Genomic DNA, 21,866 nt, shown 5'->3' with positions numbered 1-21,866 from the left:
ACGGGGGCCGAAGTGCGTCCGGTGTGTCAGTCGGCGAGCGGACTGGGGATGTGATCGGCGGCGACGAGATCGCCGTCGCGCGTGGTCAGCACCCATACGCTGCCCTTGCGGTTGTCCGCTTCGGGCAACTCCACACCGTCGGCCTCGGCCCACCGGTGCAGCAACGGTGCGATGACTCCGCCCTGACTGCACACCGCGTGCACCGACCCAGTCTTGCTCGCCAGTCGTCGAATCCTGCGGTAGGCCTCGTCCGGAGCCGCCTCGAAGGACTCCTCCGACAGTGCAGGTTCCAGCTTCACCTCGGTGCGCAGCGATTCGGCCAGCGGCGCGAGAGTGTCGACGCACCGTGTCCGGTCGGCGGCGTGCAGGCGGTGCGCGCCGAAGAGGGGGAGCAGCTCACGGATCGCCGCGGCCTGGGCCACCCCGCACGTGTCGAGCGGCCGCAGGCGATCGTCGCCGGTGAAGTCCCTGCGGCTCCCCGCCGACGCATGCCGGAGAACGATCAGTGTATGCAGCTCTCGCACCGGCCGGGAGGCGAAGGTGTGCAGCACATCGCGATCGGCGTCGTAGCTGACCGCGTCGATCGCGTCGGCCACCGGAAGCCACTTCAGATCGTCGCATTCGCGGTTGGCGTGGAACCCTCCGCCGACGGCCTCCACCGCCCAATAGGAGACCCGTTTCGGTACCCCCGAGGCCAGACGGTAGCCGACAGTGCGCAGCCGGTGTCCCAACCGCACCTCGTAGCCGGTCTCTTCGACGAGCTCCCGCGCGGCCGTCACCGGCAGGATCTCGCCGCGTTCGGCCTTTCCCTTGGGCAGCGACCAGTCGTCGTAGCGCCGCCGGTGAACCAGCGCCACCTTCACGCCGGCCGACTTGCTCGGCTTCCAGAGGACGCCGCCTCCGGCCCACACGGTACGGGTCGGCCGGCTCATCAGGATCCAGTCGGGTCGGCGTGGTGGCGTTGACGGGTCATCATCTGTCGCTGGTGGTCGCGGACCTGCTCACCGGCCGCCGGCTGGGCCCGCCAGGTGCCGTCCGGCTGCAGTTCCCAGCAGCGGGTCCGGGGATCGAGCGCCGACTCGAAGATGTCCTCCAGATCGGCGGCCAGCCTGCGGTCACGGACCTGCACCATCACCTCGACACGTCGATCGAGGTTGCGGTGCATCATGTCGGCGCTGCCGATCCAGTACTCGTTCTGGGCACCGAACTGCAGGATCCGTGAATGCTCCAGGAACTCGCCGAGAATCGACCGGACGACGATGTTCTCGCTGAGTCCCTCCACACCCGGTCGCAGCGCGCAGATGCCCCGCACCACTACGTCGACGCGAACGCCCGCCTGTGAGGCCCGGTACAGCGCGTCGATCACCTGCTCGTCGACCAGCGCGTTGGCCTTGAGCCGGATGAGTGCCCCCGGATCTCCGGACCGGTGGGCCGCGATCTCGCCCTCGATCCGCTCGATGATGCCGGTGCGGATGCCGTGGGGCGCCACCAGCAGATTCCGGTACTCCTGCTTGCGCGAGTAGCCGGTGAGCGTGTTGAACAGGTCGGTGAGGTCCGAGCCGATCTCCGGTGCGGCGGTGAATAGACCGACGTCTTCGTACAGCCGTGCCGTCTTCGGGTTGTAGTTGCCCGTGCCGATGTGGCAGTAGCGGCGAAGGGTCGAGCCCTCGCGACGGATCACCAGGCAGGTTTTGCAATGCGTCTTGAGACCGACGAGCCCGTAGACGACGTGCACCCCGGCCTGTTCCAGAGTGCGCGCCCAGCGGATGTTGGCCTGTTCGTCGAACCGTGCCTTGAGTTCCACCAGCGCCACCACCTGTTTGCCCGCGGCCGCGGCGTCGATCAGCGCGTTGACGATGGGCGAGTCGCCCGAGGTGCGGTACAGGGTCTGCTTGATGGCCAGCACGTGCGGATCGGCGGCCGCCTGCTCGATGAATCGCTGGACGCTGGTGGAGAACGAGTCGTAGGGGTGATGCACCAGCACGTCGCCGTCGCGCAGGGTCGAGAAGATGCTCTTCGGCGTCTCCCGCTCACCGAACGCCGGGTGGGTGGCCGGCACGAACGGACGCTCCTTCAACTGCGGCCGGTCGATCCCGTAGATCTGCCAGAGACAGGTCAGATCGAGCAGTCCAGGCACTTGGATGACGTCGCCCGGGTCGACGTCCAACTCGCGGAGCAGGAGTTCGAGCATGTGCTCGGTCATGTCGTCGCCGACCTCGAGCCGGACCGGTGAACCGAACCGCCTGCGCGCCAGTTCGCGTTCGAGCGCCTGGAGCAGGTCCTCGTCACGGTCCTCGTCGACCTCGAAGTCGGCGTTGCGCGTGACCCGGAAGACGTGGTGCTCCACGATCTCCATGCCGGGGAACAGTTCCGGCAGATTGGCCGCGATCAGATTCTCCACGGGCAGGAAGAGCGCGGTGCGCGGCCCGTCGTCGGGGCCCTGCGGCTGGACGAGACGGTCGACCCGGACGAACCGGTTGACGTTGTCGGGCACCTTCACACGCGCGAAGTGCTCGCCGCCCTCGGCGCGGTCCTTCACCGTCACCGCGAGGTTCAGGCTCAGACCCGAGATGTAGGGGAACGGATGCGCCGGATCGACGGCCAGCGGGGTCAGGATCGGGAACAGTTCGTTGTGGAAGTGCGTCTGCATCCGCACCCGCTCGGCGGCCGTGAGATCGTCCCAGCCGATGATCTTGATGTTCTCGCCGGAGAGTGCCGGGAGCACCGAGTCACGGAAGACGCGCGCATGCCGGTCGGCGATCTTCTGGGTGCGGACAGCGATCATATGCAGTTGCTCGCGCGGGGAACGGCCGTCCGCCGAGCGCACCGAGAGGCCGGTCTCGTCGCGGCGCTTGAGGCCCGCGACGCGCACCATGAAGAACTCGTCGAGATTCGACGCGAAGATGGCCAGGAACTTGGCGCGCTCCAGCAGCGGGCGGGAGACGTCCTCGGCCAGTGCGAGGACGCGAGAGTTGAAGTCGAGCCAGCTCAGCTCACGGTTGAAGTACCGGTCGGCCGGCAGGTCCGCCGCTTCGTCGGGATCCACGGTCTCGGCCGGCAGTGCGGCGGGCAGGGCGGTCTGGGACTCGTTCTCGATCTCTTCCGTGGCACTCACGCGTCAATTGTGGACTATCGGTCCGATGCTGTCCTGTCAGCCGGACGGTTTGGTTCACCGGAGTGTCGGGACGCCCGGAGTGCCGCGCCCGTGCGTCTCCCGACGCCGAGTTCGACCGCGGCGGCCAGATCCGCGGGCGTGTCGACGTCGGTGCGCAGCCGGGCCCACCGCAGCCGCCCGGGATCGAGCTCTACCGCTCCGGCCGCTCGGTGCGCCGACGCCGACCGGGCACCGAATCGCGGTTCGACGGGGTGCTGGGCGCGCACCACCAGCAGCGCCGTGCCCTCTCCGGAGCGGTCGGCGACGAAGGCGGCGGGGGCGCCTCCGGCGATGGCTGCGGCCGCCTCGTCCAGTACCTCGGCGAGCGTGAGCGCGTCGAGCGCGGCGAGGTCGGCCTGCAACGCGGCGATCAGCGCGGCGGTCGGGGAGACTGCCGCGATCGCATGCGCCAGCGCTGCGTTCAACGGTGATCGGTGCGGCGCGTCGCCGGCCTCCTCGGGCTCGTCGAGTACCCGGACACCGTGCTCGCGGACGGCGACGTGCACGGCGGGGTCGGGAGTGACGACAGCCGCCTGCGCGACGCCCGCCTCCCGGACCGCCTCGAGCGTGTCGCCGAGCATCGCGGTCACCAGGCTCCGGCGCTGCTCGTCGGAGGGCAGGGCCCCGGCCAGCCGTGACTTCGCGTGGTCCAGCCGTTTCACGGCCAGGACGACGGCTATCGGGAGCGGGTCGCGCATGTTCACCATGGTGCAGCACCGACGGGCCGGGCCGCCTGCCGGGCCGTCGAGCCGACCCCGGCGATCGGCGCTGAGCCGTGGCGAGGTGGCGCTAGGGTGGACCGCAGTTACCGGTCGTGGGTGGAGGAGTCGCGAGTGCGTGCAGTAGTGATGGGTGCTGGATCGTGGGGCACCGCGGTGGCGAAGGTGCTCGCCGATGCGGGCAACGAGGTGAAGATCTGGGCTCGCCGTCCGGAGCTGGTGGAGCAGATCAACACCGCCCACGAGAATCGCGATTACCTCTCGGGTATCGCGCTGCCCGAGAGTCTGCGGGCCGTCGGCTCCGTGGAGGAGGCGCTGGCCGGCGCCGAACTGGTGGTGTGTGCGGTGCCCTCGCAGTCGTTGCGTGCCAACCTCGAGATCTGGCGACCGCATCTGCCCGCCGATGCGATCCTGCTGTCCCTCGCCAAGGGCGTCGAGACGAGTTCCGGTAAGCGGATGAGCGAAGTGATCGCCGAGGTCACCGGGTTCCCGGCTCGGCAGATCGCGGTGCTGACCGGACCCAACCTCGCGAAAGAGGTGGCGCAGGGACAGCCCGCCGCCACCGTGATCGCATGCGTCGACGAGGCCCAGGCGGTTCGTGTGCAGGAGGCATTCGCCACCGGATACTTCCGTCCGTACACCAACGTCGACGTCGTCGGCTGCGAGATCGGCGGAGCAGCGAAGAACGTGATCGCGCTCGCGTGCGGCATGGCGTCCGGGATGGGCTTCGGCGAGAACACGCTGGCGACGATCATCACGCGCGGTCTCGCCGAGACCATTCGGCTGGGAGTGGCACTGGGCGCCGACATCACCACCCTCGCCGGTCTCGCGGGCATCGGCGACCTCGTGGCGACGTGCTCCTCGCCGCTGTCGCGCAACCGAACCTTCGGTGCCCGCCTAGGCGAGGGCGCGAGCCTGGCCGAGGCTCAGGCGGCGACCAACGGGCAGGTGGCCGAGGGCGTCAAATCGTGCTCGTCGGTGCTGGCGCTGGCGAAGGCGCACGGGGTGGAGATGCCGCTGACCGAGGCCGTCCATCAGGTGTGCCACGAGGGCATGTCGGTGTCGGACATGGTCAGTTCCCTGCTCGGGCGCAGCACCAAACCGGAGGTGTACGGGCGGGCCTGAACCGCGTCAGCGGCCGAAGTCGAGCGGGGCTCGCTGCAGATTCTTCTCGATCAACGCCGAGACGTCGGTGATCGGCGCGTTGCCGGCACCCGCGGGCACCCACACGGCCACGTAGGGGCGGTGGTCGACGCTCACGTACGCCTGACCGCGGCCCTCGATCGTGTCGGTGATGAACCACTGGACCGGGTTGATCACCTGCAGTGAACTCGTCGGCGCGAGTTCGTGGGGCCGCTCGACACCGCAGCGCACCACAACCGGGTCGGAGTCGGCTCTGGTCCATCGGACGGTGGTCCCGTCGACCGACTTGCCCTCGAAGTCGCCGAGCTCATCGGGCAGTTTCTTGATGAACTCGGCGCAGCGGGCGGCGTCGGCGGCGGTGGTCGTGTACGACTCGACCGGTGACGGCGGGGTGTCGTCGGCGGAGAAGTGCAGCGCCGCGTACGTGATGAAGCCGGCGATCACCATGACCGGGACGGCCACCAGGGTGGCGATCATCGCCGGACTGAATCGCGGTCCCTCATCGGCCGCGGTCTGGCCGTCCTGAGCCTTCTCCGTTGGAGTGTTCCCGGTGCCGTCGCTCATGCTGCCAGTGTGATCGATGGACTGCGTCCGTGGAAATCGGTGCGACCGTTCGCGGTGCGCCGGCGGTAGCATCGGCCCGATGAAGACAGTGGGTGAAGTCGGAGAACGCGCGCTGGTCGCGATGTTCACCACTGCCGCGGCGTCGGTCGGTGACACCGACGATCTGGTGATCGGGTCGGGCGACGATGCAGCGGTGTTCGCGCCCACCGGACCGGTGGTGGTCAGCACCGACACAGCGGTCGCTGGCAGGCACTTCCGGTTCGACTGGTCGACTCCGCGGCAGATCGGGGCACGGGCGGTGGTCCAGAGCGCCGCCGACATCGCGGCGATGGGCGGGGTCCTCACCGGCGTCGTCGTGTCGATCGGCTGCCCGCCGCAGACCCCGGTGGAGCGCGTGCTCGAGCTCAACGCCGGCATCGTCGACCAGACCCACAGGTATCGGGCGCGGGTGCTCGGCGGCGACCTCGTGTCCTCGTCGGAGGTGGTGCTGACCGTCACCTCCCTCGGTGTTCTCGACGGCACGCAGGCGGTGGCGCTGTCGGGTGCGCGCGGCGGCGAGGTGCTCGCGCTCAGCGGTCCGCTCGGCGGTCCGGCAGGCGGTCTGGCGGCTCTGTCCGCCGTCGAGCACGGGGCGGATCCCCTTCTGCTGGAGCAGTTCTCTGACCTGGTCGAGGCCTACCGCCTCCCGCGGCCGGATCTGGGTCAGGGGCGCGTGGCGGCGCTGGCGGGCGCCCGGGCGATGACCGACGTCTCCGACGGCCTCGTGGAGGAGATCATCACGATGGCGGAGGCTTCGCAGGTACGGATCGACATCGATTCGGCGTCGGTTCCCCAGGTCCGCGGGCTCGCCGAACTCGGGGCTGCGCTCGGCGTCGACCCCGCGCGATGGGCCCTCGCGGGCGGCGAGGAACACGAACTGCTCGCGGCCTTCGAGCCCTCGGCTGTCCCCGCGGGCTGGACGGTGATCGGGACGGTGTCCGACGGCGAGCCCGATGCCCGCATCGACGGCGCGGCCGTCGGAGAGATCCGCGGGTGGCAATCGTTCACCGAGACCTGACCTGATTAGATCGACGTATGGCTGTCTACGCACTCGGCGATCGTGAGCCGGTTCTCGGCACAGACGTTTTCATTCATCCCGACGCGACCGTCATCGGTGCGGTGACGCTCGGCGACGGGGTCTCGATCTGGCCGGGAGCGGTGCTCCGCGGCGACTACGGGACCATCACCGTCGGCGACCGCACCAACATCCAGGACGGCACGGTGGTGCACTGCACCTTCACCGAGCCCACCGTGATCGGCGCCGGTTGCGTCGTCGGGCACAACGCGCATATCGAGGGATCGACGATCGGCGACGAATGCCTGATCGCTTCGGGTTCGGTGGTCCTGAACCGTTCGGTGATCGGCGCGGGCTCGGTGGTCGGCGCCGGTGCGGTGGTGTCGTACGGCTTCACGGTTCCCGAGCGGTCGATGGTGCTCGGCGTCCCGGCCCGCCTCCGCGAGGGCTATCAGGTTCCGGAGGGCCATCTGCAGCAGAACACCGAGCTCTACTACCAGAACGCCCAGTACTACCGGAAGAGCCTCCGGAGGCTCGACGCGTGAGCGCCAAGCCGTTGGCCGAGCTGATCGATCCCGGCTGGGCTCAGGCACTGGCGCCGGTCGAGGAGACGGTCGCACGGATGGGCCGATTCCTGCGCGAGGAGATCGCGGTCGGCCGTCGCTACCTGCCCGCCGGAGAGAACGTGCTGCGCGCGTTCGCGCAGCCCTTCGATGACGTCCGGGTTCTCATCGTCGGACAGGATCCCTATCCCACGCCGGGGCACGCTGTGGGACTGAGCTTCTCCGTGGCGCCGGACGTCCGCCCGATTCCGCGATCGCTGCAGAACATCTACCAGGAGTACTGCGAAGACCTCGGTTATCCCCGTCCGGCCAACGGCGATCTGACGCCGTGGGCGCGGCAGGGCGTTCTCCTTCTCAACAGAGTTCTGACGGTGCGCCCGGGCGAACCGGCGTCCCACCGCAACAAGGGGTGGGAAGAGGTGACCGAGTGCGCGATCAAAGCGCTGGCCGCGCGCGACGAGCCCATGGTGGCGATCCTGTGGGGCAACGACGCCCGGCAGCTGGTGAAGTGGTTGCCCGACGTCCCGGTCATCGAATCGCCCCACCCGTCGCCGCTCTCGGCGTCGCGCGGGTTCTTCGGTTCGCGACCCTTCTCCCGCGCCAACGAGGAACTGCTCGATCTCGGCGGCGATCCGGTGGACTGGCGTCTGCCCTGATCCGGTCGGACTACCGGCGGGCGGCGGCGTAGTCCGGCGCGCGCTTGGCGACGAAGGCGTCGACTCCCTCGACGCCCTCGGGCGTGGATCCGAGGGCTGCGATCGAGGCCGACTCCGCGGTGAGCTGATCGCCGAGGGTGCTGGTGGCGCTGTGGTGCAGCAGACGGCGGATCGCGCGGTAGGAGCCGCGCGGTCCGGAGGCGAGCCCGGCCGCGACGTCGTGGGCGGTCTGCTCGACGGAAGCGTCGTCGACGATCTCCGACAGGATGCCGAGGTCCAGCGCGCGGTCGGCGTCCAGGATCTGGTCGGTCATGATGATGTGCCGTGCGCGGGCCGCGCCCACGACGCGGGGGAGCAGCCATGACATGCCGCCGTCGGGCGACAGTCCGATTCCGGGATAGGCGGGACGCATCTTGGTGGCGCGACCGCCGATCGCGATGTCCGCGTGCAGAACGAGGCTCATGCCTGCGCCGGCGGCCCAGCCCTTCACCGCGGCGACCACCGGAAGCTCCGTCTCGTAGAGGAACTCGATCGTCGAATGCAGATCGTCGGCCAGGCCCCGCAGGTAGTCGCTGCGGTCGTCGGCCGCCGCGAACGCCGCGACATTGCCACCCGCGCAGAAGTTCTTGCCCGCGCCGCGGAGCAGCACCGCACCCGCCTCGAGCTTTCCCCGGGTGACAGCGCGCAGCGCCTCGCGCGACTCCAGGACCAGAGCGTGATCGAGAGCGGTTCCCGCATCGCCGGTCGAGATGGTGAGGTTCAGAACGCCGTCGTCGTCGACGCGGATCAGATCAGAGGCCATGGCGAGTACTCTACGGAACGCTCGTCGCCGGCCGGTCCGGGTGGTTGCCGTCCGCGCCGGACAGGTGCACTCGGCGACTCCGGAGACGACGAAATCGCCGCCCGGCACTGCCGGACGGCGATCTCCTGACGCGTGGTGCGCTCAGGCCTTGACGGTCTTGCCCGCCTTGAGGCACGAGGTGCACACGTTCTTGCGCTTCTTGTTGCCCGGGGCGACCTCGACGCGCACAGACTGGATGTTCGGGTTCCAGCGGCGGTTGGTGCGCCGATGCGAGTGCGAGACCGACTTGCCGAAGCCGGGGCCCTTGCCACAAACGTCACAAACGGCAGCCATGATCGAACTCCCTTGGTAGAAAACTTGGGTCAGTGGTCAGCCGATAGCGGGCGCTGCGGTGCGCGCCGCGACGATCGGCAACCCGAATAGAATAACCGCGCAGACCTCGGGTGTCCAAATCGGCGCCGGAACGCGAGAGTCCCGGCGACCTCGGCGAGGGGCCCGGACCAGACGCCGCGACAGTACCTGTCCGAGTGTCGGGGGCGGGCGGTAACCTCGGGGCACATCGAGGTTCACCGGCGGTTCGGCGACCGCGCACGAGGATCGCGACGGGCCGGCGGAGAGCGACGGGAAGGCGGGGTGGTCGTGCGGTTGATGACCGGAGACAGCAGTACCGCGGTCAATCCTCAGCTCATCAGGGACTGGGCACGTGCCTGCGCCGACGGCCTCGAGGCTCTGCGTCCGGAGATCAACGACCTCAACGTCTTCCCGATCCCCGATTCGGACACCGGAAGCAACATGGCGCAGACGATGGCCGGCGCGCTCGCGGTCCTCGACGAACTCGACGGCGCGGCCGATCTGCCCGCGGTGACCCGCACTCTCGCGGAGGCGGCCGTCGGATGCGCTCGCGGCAACTCCGGCGTCATTCTCTCGCAGGTCCTGGTCGGGATCGCCGACGCGGTCGATCTCGCGATGGCCGAGAACGACCACAGGTTCAATCGACTGTGCAAGAACGGGCTGCGTCTCGGCGCCCTCGCGGCCCGGCGTGCCGTCAGCGAGCCGAGGGAGGGAACTGTTCTCACTCTGCTGCAGGTCGCGGCGGATTCGGCTGCGGCCAATGTCGCCGGATCACCGGCGGATCTGGCGCGCGCGGTGGCCGACGACTGCGCCGAAGCACTCGAGCACACGCCCGAGCAGATGCCCGAACTCGCGAGCGCGGGTGTGGTGGACGCCGGTGCACGAGGCTTCCTGGCGATGGCCGACGCGCTCGTGCTGGTCGTCACCGGCGTCGCCAACAAGCGCCGCGCCTACCGCGGCATCCTCACCTCGAGTGTGCACGGTACGGGCCACGAGACCGGAGAGTGCGGCGGTGCCGGCGACACCGACTTCGAGGTGATGTATCTGCTCGACGGCGCCGAAGGAGCGCAGATCGGCGGGCTCCGCGACCGGCTCGGACAACTCGGCGACTCGGTCGTGATCGTCGGCGACAGCTCCGCCGACGGCGAGCGGTTCTCCGTGCATGTGCACACCGACGACCCCGGGGCCGCGGTTGAAGCCGGGATCGAACTGGGTCGGCTCACCGACATCCGGATCAGCTGCTTCGCGCTCGACGCCATCCGTGCCGCGCCGGGGGCCAACGAGCCGCCGCCGCGGTTCAAACGGGCCGTCGTCGTCCTGGTCACCGGCGACGGCGCCGAACAACTCTTCGCCGAGGCGGGAGCGGCAGTGGTCCGGGCCGATCACGGCGTCCATCCGGCGACGCTCTCGAAGGCGATCCGCGCGACCGACAGCGCCCACGTCATCGTGATGGGGAACGGGATGATGTCCTCGCAGGATCTGGTACAGGTGGGCGCGCAGGCGCGTTCGCCCCAACGGTCGGTGGTCTTCCTGCCGACGCTGTCGATGGTGCAGTGCCTGTCCGCCCTGGCCGTGCACGATCCGGTCGAAGAGCCCGACGTGGACGCCTTCGCTATGGCCGAGGCGGCCGCGAACACGCGCTGGGGCTCATTGATGCACTCCAACACCAAGATGATGACTCTGGCAGGCACCTGCGAGATCGGCGACACCCTCGGACTCATCGGCTCCGATGTGCTGGTCATCGCACCCGAGCAGCGGCAGGCGGCCACCGCGCTGCTCGATCTGATGCTCGCGACCGGCGGCGAGCTGGTGACCGGGCTCGCGGGCCGCGACCTTGACGAACGGACGCGGGAGGCTATTGCCGAGCATCTGCACGCGCACTACCCGGGCATCGAACTGGCGCTGTACGAGACCGGACAGTCGTCGCACCTGTTGCAGGTCGGCGTCGAATGATGCTGAGCGCCGCCTCGCCGCTGACCGACTCGTCGGTGGACCCGGCGCTGCTGAAGAAACTGGCCGGACTGGAACTGACCACGGTCGGTGAACTGCTCCGCTACGTGCCGCGCCGGTACCTGCGGCGCGGTCATCTGTCGGAGTCCGAGCGCCCGGAGGTAGGCGAGTGGATCACTGTGATCGGGCGCATCAAGAAGGCGCAGATGATCCAGATGAAGCGCAGGTACGGACAGTTTCTCAAGATCGTGGTCAACGACGGCCGCGCCGATTACGAGGCGAGCTTCTTCAACGCCCGATGGATCCAGAAGGTGCTGCGACCGGGTACCCGTGTCGCGCTCGCCGGCACCGTGAAGCTCTTCCGCGACCAGATCCAGCTGTCGCATCCGGACTGGATGGTGCTGCCCGAGGACGACGGCATCGAGGTCGTGGGGAACGCCGCCATGATCGGCGAGTTGGCCGCCGAGGAAGCAGAGTCGGAGGGCAAGGGCTCGCATGGATCCACGGCGTCGCCCGACGACGTCGCGAACTTCTCGCGCGACATCATCCCGATGTATCCGGCCACCAAAGACGTTCAGACCTGGGAGATCTGGCGTGCGGTGCGGCAGGTGCTGGCGGACACGGTGCCCGCCGAGGACCCGCTCACGGAGGCGCAGCGCGCCGAACGCGGTCTGATCACGGCCGACGAGGCGATCAGCCGCATCCACCTGCCCGACAGCCTCGACGACATCGAGGCCGCACGCGCTCGGCTGAAGTTCGACGAAGCGCTGGCCGTGCAGACCGAGCTCGCCCGCAGGCGTTTGAGCGCGGTCTCGGAGTCGGCGCGCTCGTGCCCGCACGTTCCCGGCGGCCTGGAGGATCGGCTCCTGGAACGGTTGCCGTTCGAACTCACCGGCGGCCAGCGCGACGTTCTCGCGGAGATCGGCGAGGACCTCGCCGGCGAGCACCCGATGAGCAGGCTGCTGCAGGGCGAGGTCGGTTCCGGCAAGACCCTCGTCTCTCTGCTCGCGATGCTCCGAGTGGTCGACAACGGCCACCAGTGCGCGATCCTCGCACCCACCGAGGTCCTCGCCGCCCAGCACTACCGCACCGTGATGACGATGCTCGGAGACCTCGCGCGAGCGGGTGAACTGGGCGCCGCCGACGGTGCGACCCGCGTCGGACTGCTGACCGGATCGCTCGGGACCGCGGCCAAACGCCAGACGCTGCTCGACGCGGTCACCGGGGAGGCGGGCATCGTCATCGGCACGCACGCACTGCTGGAAGAACATGTGGAGTTCTTCGATCTCGGGATGGTCGTGGTCGACGAACAGCACCGCTTCGGTGTCGAACAGCGCGACGTCCTGCGGTCCAAGGGTCGCGACGAGACCCGGCCGCACTTCCTGGTGATGACGGCGACTCCGATTCCCCGCACCGTCGCGATGATCACCTTCGGTGATCTCGAGACGTCGGTGATGACCGAACTGCCGCGAGGCCGGCAGCCCATCGCCACCAGCGTGGTGCCGATGCGCAACCAGAAGTGGGTGGACCGGGTCTGGGCACGGGCCAATGAGGAGATCGACGCCGGCCGACAGGTGTATGTGGTGTGCACCAAGATCGGCGACGAACAGACCAACGTGAAGAAGTCGAAGAAGGCCGCCAAGGATCAGGAGCCCGACGACGACACCGTCTCCGTGCTGGACCTCGCCGAACAGTTGGAGGCGGGACCGCTCGCGGGCCGCCGCATCGGCATCCTGCACGGTCGGCTGCCCGCCGACGAGAAGAACGACGTCATGGACGGCTTCACCCGCGGAGACGTGGACGTGCTGGTCGCGACCACCGTGATCGAGGTCGGCGTCGACGTCCCGAACGCCACCATGATGGCGATCGTCAATGCCGAACGGTTCGGCGTGAGCCAGTTGCACCAGCTCCGCGGTCGCGTGGGACGCGGTCGTCATGCCGGGCTGTGCCTGCTGATGACGACGGCGAGCGACGTGGGGCCGTCGATGGAGCGTCTCCGTGCTGTCGAGGCCAGCAACGACGGCTTCGAGCTCGCCCGCGTCGACCTCGCACAGCGACGCGAGGGAGACATCCTCGGATCGTTGCAGTCGGGCGGCAAGAGTTCGTTGAGCTTCCTCTCGCTGCTCGACGACACCGAGGTCATCGCGGATGCCCGCGACCTCGCGGAGCAGATCGTGCTCGACGATCCGGATCTGGTGGCGCACCAACCACTCGCCGATCTCGTGCATTCAATCCTGCTGCCCTCCCGCGCCGAGTACCTCGACAAGTCGTGACCGTCTCGCCCGCTGGTCGAGCGGCTCCCGCCCGCGCTGGTTGAGCGGCTCCCCTCCCGCTGGTTGAGCGAGCGCAGCGAGTCGAAACCACCGCATCCCCGGGCTGGGAACCCCGTCGCGCCCGTACCCGCTCGTCAACCGGCGCGGGAGCGGTGCGACAGGGTCTGGTCTTTCGGCGAGTTTTGGCGGACCCTGGAGATGTCGAATTCAGCTCACCGAACGGGTGGAGGACGGCGAAATGCGGATTTCCCAGATCCTGAGCAAGAAGGGCAGCGGAGTGATCACCGTGGGCGCCGCATCCACGGTGCGCAGTCTGCTGGCGACGCTCGACGAGTGGAACATCGGGGCGGTGGTGGTGATCGACGAGGGCGGTGCACTCGCCGGCATCGTCTCCGAACGCGACGTGGTTCGCAGGCTGCATTCGGGCGGCGCGGACATCCTCGACGGTCCGGTGGGCCGGATCATGACTCCCATCGTGCACACCTGCTCTCCCGGCGACGAGATCGAGGGCCTGCGGGAGACGATGACCGAACACCGCGTCCGTCACCTCCCGGTCCTCGACGACGGGGCGCTGGTCGGGATCATCAGTATCGGGGACGTGGTCAAGAGCGCGATCGATGAGCTGGAGACCGAGCGTGAACATCTGGTGCGCTATATCCAGCACTGAGCGCGTGCGCTACATCCAGCGCTGAGCGCGTGTCGCGGAACCGCGACCGTCGCGGCTGCGTCTAAGGAGCATGGGGCGTCTTCTCGGCCTGCCGCGTGCGGCCGCTCAGCGATGGCGGTGGAGTCGGTCGCGGCGCAGACCCGGGCGGATTCGGCTCACCGTCCGGCAGTGGACGATCGTCGTGGTCTTCGCGGTCACGTCCGCAGTGGTCGCGGTCGGGGCAGGTCTTCCGCACACGCCTTCGAAGGTGCCGGCGGCTGCCGTTGTACGGGCGCGCGCCGCGTTGTCTGCGCTTCCCGTCCTCGGCCGACGGCCGCCTCACGACTCGTCGTACGACCGGGACGCCTTCGGTCCGGCGTGGACAGACGATGCGGCGGTGCGGGGCGGCGGCAATGCCTGCGACACCCGCAACGACATCCTCGCCCGCGACCTCGTGGTTTCGGCGCGAACCGGTACGTCGTCGTGCCCGAGTGCTGTCGCCTCAGGCACGCTGACCAGCCCGTACACCGGCCGGACGATCGGATTCCAGCGCGGTCGCGGTTCGGCGGCAGTGCAGATCGATCACATCGTTCCGCTCTCTTACGCCTGGGACCTGGGGGCGTCGAGGTGGCCGGCGCCGCGCCGATGGTCGTTCGCCAACGACCCGGCGAACCTCGTCGCGGTGGACGGTGCCAGCAACCAGGCGAAGTCGGATGCTGAACCGGCTCGCTGGATGCCGCCGCTGCGTGCCTTTCACTGCCAGTACGCGGTCCAGTTCGTGGCCGTCCTCACCGCGTACGGACTCCCGATCGACGTTCCGTCGAGAGATATCCTCGGTGCGGTCCTGAGGTCGTGCTGAGCGGGTGGGAGAACAGTGGATCGTCGAATCGTGGTGAGCGCCGTGGTGATGCGCGACCGGGTGGGCCGCGTGCTCGTAGTGCGCAAACGCGGGTCGTCGCTGTTCATGTTCCCCGGCGGAAAGCTCGATCCGGGGGAGAGTTTCGCGTCAGCCGCGGTACGCGAGGCGCGGGAGGAACTCGGAGTGCACCTGGATGAGAGTTCACTGCGTGCTCTCGGCACGTTCGAAGCCGACGCCGCGAACGAACCCGGTCACGTCGTCGTCGCGGAGGTCTTCGAGCACCCTGTGGTCGGCGTTCCCGCGGCGAGTGCGGAGATCGCCGAGATCGCGTGGGTCGATCCCACCGACCGGAGCCGAGCCGACATCGCACCGCTGTTGCGCGACGCGGTGTTCCCCGTCTTGTCGCCCGTCGATTGAAGGGTCGAGCGACTCCTCTCGGCTTGGCTGTCGGTGTGGTGATTTCGACTCGCTGCGCTCGCTCAATAACCCTGGGGAGGGCGCTCTGCGGTGGGCTGAACTCTCGTCCTCGCTCAATAAGCCTGGGGAGGGTGCGCTCGGCGGCGGGCTGAACTCTGGTGCTCGGTGGTTGAGCGAGCGGATGTTGTGCTCGCCTCATTAGGCCTGGGGGAGGGTGCGCTCTGCGGCGGGTCGAACTCTCGTGCTCGGTGGTTGAGCGAGCGCAGCGAGTCGAAACCGGGGGTGGGGGATTTCGACTCGCTGCGCTCGCTCAATGAGCCTGGGGATGCTGCGCTCGCTCAATGAGCCTGGGAATGCTGCATGAGCCTGGGGGTGCTGCGCTCACTCAATGACCCTGGGGGTGACTCACAAGCCCTTCAGCATCGCCTTCATCTCATCGATCTCGGACTGCTGGGAGTCGGCGATGTCGCGGGCCATCTCGACCGCGTCGGTGTTCTTGCCGTCGGCGATCTCCTCCTTGGCCATGTCGACCGCGCCCTCGTGATGCTCGATCATCTGCGTGAGGAAGAGCCGGGCGGCGTCGGTGCCCTGTGCGGCGCGCAGCTGAGCGATCTGGTCCTCGGACAGCATGCCGTCCATCTCGTGGTCCATCGACGAATGCGTCGGCTCGTTCCATGCCGTGAGCCAGGACTTGAGCTTGTCGATCTCCGGCCCCTGCGCGTCCTTGATCCGCTTGGCCAGGGCCGTGACATTGCCCGGGACACCCGGCTTGGCGAGAATGATGTCGCTCATCACCAGTGCCTGTTCGTGGTGCGGGAGCATCATCTGAGCGAACATCACGTCGGCTTCGTTGTGTTCGGTGCCGGCGGACGCCTGCGACGAATGCGGAGCCTCGTGCGAGGCCGACATGCTCGACATGTCGTGGGTGGCGTCCGAGGCCTCCTCGTTCGGGCTGCACGCGGCGGCGCCGACGATGACAGCTGCGGCGGCGATCGTGGTGGCGGCGAGTCGGGTTCTCACGATGAGCGTTCCTTCCGTGGTGGTCTCGAGCCAGTCTGCCGCACGGACTCGCCTCGTTCGATGACCCTTCTGTGAAGGTTTGCTCAAGCTCCGGACCGTCGGCACCCGGGTAGATGAGATCCCGGCCGGATTCCGGTCAAGATGGAGGCCATGTCGGCACGGGCGATGGTGGTGGAGGACGAGGCGGCGATCGCGGCGCTGGTGGCGTCGTACCTGGAGCGGGATGGGTTCGAGGTCACAGTGACCGGCGACGGGGGCGAGGCGGTGGCCCGCGCGCGAAGTGTGGACCCCGACGTGGTGGTCCTCGATCTGGGGTTGCCCGGACTCGACGGTGTGGAGGTGTGCCGCCGGCTGCGCACCTTCTCCGACGCCTACGTGGTGATGCTGACCGCACGCGCCGACGAGGTCGACACGCTGGTGGGGCTGTCGATCGGGGCGGACGACTACGTGACCAAACCGTTCAGTCCGCGCGAGCTGTCGGCACGGATCCAGGCGCGGATGAGGCGTCCTCGCAACGGTTTCGCCGGAGCGGCGGCGGGCCGGTCGGGCACGGTCCGCGTGGTCGGTGACCTGTCCATCGACGTTCCCGGCCGAGAGGTGCGGGTGGCAGGCGCGCCGGTCCATCTGACCCGCACCGAGTTCGATGTTCTCGAGGTGCTCTCGTCGGCCCCCGGAACGGTGTTCTCGCGCAGTCGTCTCATCGACGCCGTATGGGGCCCGGAATGGGTCGGCGACGACCACCTCGTCGACGTCCACATCGGCCACGTGCGACGCAAGCTCGGCGACGACGCGGCCCACGGACGATATGTGCGCACCGTTCGCGGCGTCGGCTATCGAATGGGCACCGGGCGATGACCGCGACCGGTCGGCCGAGCCGGTTCGCGGTCGGCACCGGACTGATGCTCGTGATGGCGGCGGTCGTGGTCGCCACCACCGCGTGCGCACTGATGATCGCGTGGCTCGTCGCTCCGAGGATCTTCCATGAGCATCTGCGTCAAGCGGGAATCGACCGCGATTCGAGCGAGGCGATGCACGTCGAACGCGCCTTCGCCGCTGCCGTGGGTGTGTCGTGGGGACTGGCCGCCGTGATCGCCACGGTGTCCGCGCTCGCGGTGAGCTGGTACCTCGCCGGACGCGCGCAACGGACCGTCACGGCGGTGGCGGCGTCGACCGCCCGGATCGCGGACGGCGGGTACGACGTGCGGGTGCACGGCGGCGGAATGGGACGGGAGTTCGACGCGCTCGCCGCAGCGGTGAACCGGCTCGCCGCACGGCTGGCGGAGACCGAGGCGACGCGCCGCCGGATGCTCTCGGACCTCGCCCACGAGATGCGCACCCCGCTCGCCACCATCGACTCGTATCTCGAAGCCGTCGAGGACGGTGTCCGGCGGCCGGACGCCGACACGATGGACATCCTGCATGCGGCGACCGGCCGGCTGCGCCGTCTCGCCGAGGACGTGACCGCGGTGTCGCAGGCGCAGGAGGGCGTGCTGTCGGTGATGCCGGTGCGGACCACCGATCGTGAACTCGCGGAGTCGGCGGCCGCCGCGGCGGGGGAGGCGTATGCGGCGAAGGGAGTGACGCTGCGGGTGGAGGCGCATGCGGCGACAGCCGTCCGCGCCGACCCCGCACGGATAGGCCAAGTCCTGGGAAATCTGCTGGCCAACGCGTTGCGGCACACTCCTGACGGTGGCGCGGTGACGCTGCGGACGCGCTGTGCCGATCCGGACGCCGTCATCGAGGTCGCCGACACCGGCGACGGTATCGCCTCCGACCATCTCTCCCACGTCTTCGACCGGTTCTATCGTGCTGACACCGCCCGCGATCGGGACCACGGTGGCAGCGGGATCGGGCTCACCATCGCGCGGGCTCTGGTCGAACAGCACGGCGGCAGCCTGTCGGCCGCGAGCGACGGGCCCGGCAGGGGAGCGACGTTCACCGTGCGGCTGCCGCGGGTGTGACCGGCCGTCGCGGCTACCCTGGAGTCATGAGTGCACCCACCGCCGATTCGGTCGACGCGACCGCCGGCGTGACGGCAGACGTCACGGCCGCGGTCACCGAACTCGCCACCGCCGCCAAGAAGGCCGCCCGCACGCTCGGGCCACTGACGACCGCGCAGAAGAACGCCGTGCTGCTGGCGGCCGCCGATGCAATCGACTCGGCAGCCGAGGACGTTCTCGCAGCCAATGCCGACGATGTGCGTCGCGCCGAGGAAGCAGGCACCGAGGCGTCGCTGGTCGACCGACTGCGTCTGACCCCGGAGCGCGTGGCGGGCATCACCGGCGGCCTGCGCCAGGTGGCGGCGCTGCCCGATCCGATCGGCGAGGTACTGGCCGGGAAGACCCTGCCCAACGGTCTCGAACTGCGTCAGGTGCGGGTGCCGCTGGGCGTGGTCGGATTCGTGTACGAGGCCCGCCCCAACGTCACGGTCGACGGCTTCGGCATCTCCTTCAAATCCGGAAACGCGGTCCTGCTGCGCGGGTCGTCGTCGGCCGCGGCGTCCAACGCGGCGCTGGTGGAGGTGCTGCGCGGAGTGCTGCGCGACCACCAGATCGACCCGAACGCGGTGTCGTTGCTGCCGAGCGAGAGCCGCGAGAGCGTCACCGCGCTGATCCAGGCGCGCGGATTGGTGGACGTGGTGATCCCGCGCGGCGGTGCCGGACTGATCAACGCGATCGTCGAGAACGCCAAGGTCCCGACCATCGAGACCGGAACCGGCAACTGCCACATCTTCGTCCACCGGGATGCCGATGTCGACGTCGCGACCCGGATCGTGCTCAACGCCAAGACCCGTCGGCCCAGCGTCTGCAACACGGTCGAGACCGTGTTGATCGACCGCGAGATCGCCGACCGAGCATTGGTTCCGATCACCTCTGCGCTGCAGGCTCAGGGAGTGGTGATCCACGGTGAGGAACCCGGAATGGAACCCGCCACGGAGGACGACTGGCACCGCGAATACCTCTCGCTCGACATCGCGCTCAAGGTGGTCGACGGCATCGACGCCGCGATCGAGCACATCGCGACGTACGGCACCGGTCACACCGAAGCGATCATCACCGGAAGTCTCTCGGCGGCCAACGAGTTCACCTCGCGTGTCGACGCGGCCGCTGTCATGGTCAACGCGTCCACGGCGTTCACCGACGGCGAGCAGTTCGGCTTCGGCGCCGAGATCGGCATCTCGACGCAGAAGCTCCATGCGCGTGGGCCGATGGGGCTTCCGGAACTCACCTCGACCAAATGGCTGGTGTGGGGCGACGGACAGATCCGTCCCGCATGAGCGCGGCGGAGAACCTCGGCGGTCCCGTCGTGCGTGACGATGTGCGGCCCGCGTTCACCGGGGTCGACGACGTCCGGTCACGGCTCAAGCAGACCGGCTATCTGGCCGACGACGCGACGTCCACCACGGCCTTCCTCGCCGACCGGCTCGGAAAGCCGCTGTTGGTGGAGGGCCCCGCGGGTGTCGGCAAGACGGAGCTGGCCCGTGCGCTGGCGCAGGCGACCGGCTCGGAGCTGGTCAGGCTGCAGTGCTATGAGGGCATCGACGAGGCCCGGGCGCTGTACGAGTGGAATCACGCCAAGCAGATCCTCGCGATCCAGGCGGCGGGTCATCGGGACTGGGATGCGACGAAGGGGGACATCTTCTCCGAGGAGTTCCTCCTCGCACGGCCGCTGCTGACGGCGATCTCGCGGACCGAGCCCACGGTGCTGCTGATCGATGAGATCGACAAGGCCGACGTGGACATCGAGGGTCTGCTGCTCGAGGTGCTCAGCGACTTCGCGATCACGATTCCGGAGATGGGGACGGTGACCGCGGTCCGCCGTCCGATCGTGCTCCTGACGTCGAATGCGAATCGCGAACTGTCGGAGGCGCTCAAGCGCCGCTGCCTGTACCTGTACATCGACTTCCCGGACGCACAACTCGAACGGGAGATCCTCGCCTCCCGCGTGCCGGAGCTGCCTGCCCGGCTGGCGGAGGAGATCGTGCGGATCGTCGGGGTGCTGCGGACCCTCGACATCAAGAAGAAGCCGTCGGTGGCGGAGACCATCGACTGGGGCAACACCCTTCTGGCGATGACCGCGGGCGCCGACGTCGCGTCGGGTCGGATCGACGACTCACTGGTGGCGCGGACTCTGGGAGTGGTGCTCAAACACCGCCCGGATGTGAAGACCGCACTGCGCGAACTCAAACTCGGTGACAGATGAGCGGTGGGATGTCACTGATGGGATCACGCAGTCGATGACGGAGCCGCTCGTCGACACCCTGACCGGTTTCGTGGACGACCTGCGCAGCCGCGGCATCACGGTGGGGCCGTCGAGTCTGATCGACGCGGGGCAGGCGATGAGCGTGCTCGATCTGCTCGACCGCGACTCGCTGCGGGAAGGGCTCGCTGCGACGCTGCTGGGCGACCACACTCACCGCGACACCTTCGATCTGTGTTTCGAGCTGTGGTTCCCGCTCGGCTCGGCGGCGCGGCGGTCGGCCATGGAGGTTCCGCGCGACGCGGACGGCAACGTCGACGTGCAGGCCCTGCGGGAGCTGACCGCGGATGTGCTCGCCGATGCTGAGGCGATGAGCGACGGCCGGTTCGACCAGCTGGTCGCGATGATCGTCGGCGAGGTGGGACAGTACGAGTCCGCGCGCGGTGAGGCGTACTCGACCTATCAGGCGATGACGGCGATCTCGCCGCAGACGTTGATCGCCCGTATCGCGGCGGCGATGGCCGGCGGGGAGCCGACGGAGTCGGGCGGGCGGCCTGGCACGGATCCGATGAGCCGTCGCGCGGCTCGGGACGCGACCGAACGGCTGCGGGACGCGGTGACGACCGAGACGCAGCGCCGCATGGCCGAGGTGCGCGGGCGCGACGCCGTCGGCCAGTACGCGGTGCCGAAGCTGCCGGAGATGATCGACTTCTTCTCGGCGAATCCGCAGGATCTGGCCAAGATGCGGCGCACGATCGCACCGATCGCGCGCTTGCTGGCCGCGAAGCTCGAGTTCCGGCGCAGGCGCAACCATCACGGCCAGGTGGACGTGCGGGCCACGCTGCGAGCCTCGATGTCGACCGGCGGCGTGCCGATCGAGCTGCGCCGCCGCAAGCCGCGGCCCGGCAAACCCGAACTGGTCGTGATCTGCGACGTCTCCGGTTCGGTCGCGGGGTTCAGTCAGTTCACGCTGCAACTGGTGTACGCCCTTCGCCAGCGGTTCTCCCATGTGCGGGTGTTCGCCTTCGTCGACACGGTCGACGAGGTCACCGAGTTCTTCGACCGCGGCAGCGGTGACGAGCAGTTCGGCGAGCGGATGCACCGCATGCTGACCGAGGCCTCGATCAGCACGCGCGACGGCCACTCCGACTACGGTCACATGCTCAAGGGGTTCAACGCCCGCTACGGTGATTCGCTCACGCACAAGAGCGCGCTGCTGATTCTGGGCGATGCGCGCAACAACTTCCGCCCGACGCACGCCGACGCCCTCGCCGCGATGCGCGACCGTGTCCGCAACGCCTACTGGCTCAACCCGGAACGCCGGTCGTCGTGGGACTCCGGCGACTCGGACGCCGGCAAGTATGCAGAGGTGATCGAGATGTTCGAGTGCCGCAACGCCGACCAACTGTCGAGAGTGATCGCCGACCTGCTCCCGGTCTGACACTCCCGCACGTCCTTCCCCAGGCCTGCTGAGCGACCCTTCCCAGGCCGGCTG

At 68.8% G+C, this 21,866-nt stretch carries 21 protein-coding genes; 14 read left to right on the top strand and 7 right to left on the bottom strand.

Annotated elements, in window-relative coordinates:
• Window positions 1-26 precede the first annotated feature (26 nt).
• From Y710_RS07040 to cofC, 3 genes are read right to left on the bottom strand one after another with little or no spacing between them, the layout of a single operon-like run.
• A complete protein-coding gene (locus tag Y710_RS07040) occupies window positions 27-932 on the bottom strand; it encodes an NUDIX hydrolase (protein ID WP_006895955.1) in 906 nt (301 codons plus the stop codon).
• Window positions 932-3,115, bottom strand: a complete 2,184-nt coding sequence (locus tag Y710_RS07035; protein ID WP_006895956.1) for an RNA degradosome polyphosphate kinase — start codon at window positions 3,113-3,115, stop codon at window positions 932-934. The genes Y710_RS07040 and Y710_RS07035 overlap by 1 nt, the downstream gene beginning before the upstream one ends.
• Window positions 3,116-3,129: 14 nt before the next feature.
• Window positions 3,130-3,861, bottom strand: a complete 732-nt coding sequence (cofC, locus tag Y710_RS07030; RefSeq protein ID WP_062366944.1) for a 2-phospho-L-lactate guanylyltransferase — start codon at window positions 3,859-3,861, stop codon at window positions 3,130-3,132.
• Between the two features lie 126 nt (window positions 3,862-3,987).
• Between cofC and Y710_RS07025 the strand changes: the two genes are divergently transcribed.
• The gene (locus Y710_RS07025; RefSeq protein ID WP_062367028.1) at window positions 3,988-4,998 is read left to right on the top strand and encodes an NAD(P)H-dependent glycerol-3-phosphate dehydrogenase; all 1,011 of its coding nucleotides are present in this window, start codon (window positions 3,988-3,990) and stop codon (window positions 4,996-4,998) included.
• Window positions 4,999-5,004: 6 nt separating this feature from the next.
• Here Y710_RS07025 and Y710_RS07020 read toward each other — a convergent pair whose 3' ends face one another.
• The gene (locus Y710_RS07020; protein ID WP_062366942.1) at window positions 5,005-5,580 is read right to left on the bottom strand and encodes a DUF3515 domain-containing protein; all 576 of its coding nucleotides are present in this window, start codon (window positions 5,578-5,580) and stop codon (window positions 5,005-5,007) included.
• A 79-nt stretch (window positions 5,581-5,659) separates the two neighbouring features.
• Here Y710_RS07020 and thiL point away from each other — a divergent pair, with 79 nt between their 5' ends.
• From thiL to Y710_RS07005, 3 genes are read left to right on the top strand one after another with little or no spacing between them, the layout of a single operon-like run.
• Window positions 5,660-6,637, top strand: coding sequence for a thiamine-phosphate kinase (thiL, locus tag Y710_RS07015; RefSeq protein WP_062366940.1), 978 nt, complete (start codon window positions 5,660-5,662; stop codon window positions 6,635-6,637).
• Between the two features lie 17 nt (window positions 6,638-6,654).
• Window positions 6,655-7,179 carry a gamma carbonic anhydrase family protein gene (locus Y710_RS07010; RefSeq protein ID WP_006895961.1) on the top strand — a complete coding sequence of 175 codons (525 nt, stop codon included), beginning with the start codon at window positions 6,655-6,657 and terminating at the stop codon, window positions 7,177-7,179.
• Window positions 7,176-7,853 carry a uracil-DNA glycosylase gene (locus Y710_RS07005; protein ID WP_006895962.1) on the top strand — a complete coding sequence of 226 codons (678 nt, stop codon included), beginning with the start codon at window positions 7,176-7,178 and terminating at the stop codon, window positions 7,851-7,853. Before Y710_RS07010 ends, Y710_RS07005 begins: the two co-directional genes overlap by 4 nt.
• Before the next feature lie 10 nt (window positions 7,854-7,863).
• Here the strand turns inward: Y710_RS07005 and Y710_RS07000 are convergent, their stop codons facing one another.
• Both Y710_RS07000 and rpmB read right to left on the bottom strand, forming a co-directional pair.
• Window positions 7,864-8,655: an enoyl-CoA hydratase/isomerase family protein gene (locus Y710_RS07000; protein WP_006895963.1), complete on the bottom strand. Its 792-nt coding sequence runs from the start codon at window positions 8,653-8,655 to the stop codon at window positions 7,864-7,866.
• 141 nt (window positions 8,656-8,796) lie between these two features.
• Window positions 8,797-8,988 (bottom strand): 50S ribosomal protein L28, encoded by a 192-nt coding sequence (rpmB, locus tag Y710_RS06995; protein ID WP_006895964.1) that lies wholly within the window; start codon window positions 8,986-8,988, stop codon window positions 8,797-8,799.
• Window positions 8,989-9,303: 315 nt separating this feature from the next.
• Here rpmB and Y710_RS06990 point away from each other — a divergent pair, with 315 nt between their 5' ends.
• From Y710_RS06990 to Y710_RS06970, 5 genes are all read left to right on the top strand, one after another.
• Window positions 9,304-10,959, top strand: coding sequence for a DAK2 domain-containing protein (locus tag Y710_RS06990; protein WP_062367026.1), 1,656 nt, complete (start codon window positions 9,304-9,306; stop codon window positions 10,957-10,959).
• The gene (gene recG / locus Y710_RS06985) at window positions 10,959-13,229 is read left to right on the top strand and encodes an ATP-dependent DNA helicase RecG (RefSeq protein ID WP_062366938.1); all 2,271 of its coding nucleotides are present in this window, start codon (window positions 10,959-10,961) and stop codon (window positions 13,227-13,229) included. Before Y710_RS06990 ends, recG begins: the two co-directional genes overlap by 1 nt.
• Window positions 13,230-13,467: 238 nt before the next feature.
• On the top strand, window positions 13,468-13,896 hold the full coding sequence (locus Y710_RS06980; protein WP_062367024.1) for a CBS domain-containing protein: 429 nt from the start codon (window positions 13,468-13,470) through the stop codon (window positions 13,894-13,896).
• A 70-nt stretch (window positions 13,897-13,966) separates the two neighbouring features.
• Entirely contained in the window at window positions 13,967-14,734 is a 768-nt protein-coding gene (locus Y710_RS06975) for an HNH endonuclease family protein (RefSeq protein ID WP_006895968.1), read from the top strand.
• Window positions 14,735-14,749: 15 nt separating this feature from the next.
• Window positions 14,750-15,151, top strand: coding sequence for an NUDIX hydrolase (locus Y710_RS06970; RefSeq protein WP_269430979.1), 402 nt, complete (start codon window positions 14,750-14,752; stop codon window positions 15,149-15,151).
• Window positions 15,152-15,556: 405 nt separating this feature from the next.
• On the opposite strand, the gene Y710_RS06965 is transcribed toward Y710_RS06970, so the two are convergent.
• Window positions 15,557-16,171 carry a DUF305 domain-containing protein gene (locus Y710_RS06965; RefSeq protein ID WP_006895970.1) on the bottom strand — a complete coding sequence of 205 codons (615 nt, stop codon included), beginning with the start codon at window positions 16,169-16,171 and terminating at the stop codon, window positions 15,557-15,559.
• Between the two features lie 165 nt (window positions 16,172-16,336).
• Between Y710_RS06965 and Y710_RS06960 the strand changes: the two genes are divergently transcribed.
• Genes Y710_RS06960 through Y710_RS06940 form a run of 5 tightly spaced genes read left to right on the top strand, consistent with a single transcriptional unit; the run spans window position 16,337 to window position 21,812 of the window.
• Window positions 16,337-17,026 carry a response regulator transcription factor gene (locus tag Y710_RS06960; RefSeq protein WP_039867249.1) on the top strand — a complete coding sequence of 230 codons (690 nt, stop codon included), beginning with the start codon at window positions 16,337-16,339 and terminating at the stop codon, window positions 17,024-17,026.
• Window positions 17,023-18,132 carry a sensor histidine kinase gene (locus Y710_RS06955; RefSeq protein ID WP_006895972.1) on the top strand — a complete coding sequence of 370 codons (1,110 nt, stop codon included), beginning with the start codon at window positions 17,023-17,025 and terminating at the stop codon, window positions 18,130-18,132. The genes Y710_RS06960 and Y710_RS06955 overlap by 4 nt, the downstream gene beginning before the upstream one ends.
• A gap of 26 nt (window positions 18,133-18,158) precedes the next feature.
• On the top strand, window positions 18,159-19,448 hold the full coding sequence (locus Y710_RS06950) for a glutamate-5-semialdehyde dehydrogenase (protein ID WP_006895973.1): 1,290 nt from the start codon (window positions 18,159-18,161) through the stop codon (window positions 19,446-19,448).
• A complete protein-coding gene (locus Y710_RS06945; RefSeq protein WP_006895974.1) occupies window positions 19,445-20,374 on the top strand; it encodes an AAA family ATPase in 930 nt (309 codons plus the stop codon). Before Y710_RS06950 ends, Y710_RS06945 begins: the two co-directional genes overlap by 4 nt.
• Window positions 20,375-20,408: 34 nt before the next feature.
• Window positions 20,409-21,812, top strand: coding sequence for a vWA domain-containing protein (locus Y710_RS06940; RefSeq protein ID WP_062366936.1), 1,404 nt, complete (start codon window positions 20,409-20,411; stop codon window positions 21,810-21,812).
• The last annotated feature ends 54 nt before the right edge of the window (window positions 21,813-21,866 follow it).

Origin of the sequence: Gordonia sp. QH-12, assembly GCF_001578675.1 — a bacterium.
GTDB lineage: Bacteria > Actinomycetota > Actinomycetes > Mycobacteriales > Mycobacteriaceae > Gordonia > Gordonia sihwensis.
Note: the sequence above shows the minus strand (reverse complement) of the source record. Positions and strands in the feature narration are given on the sequence as shown.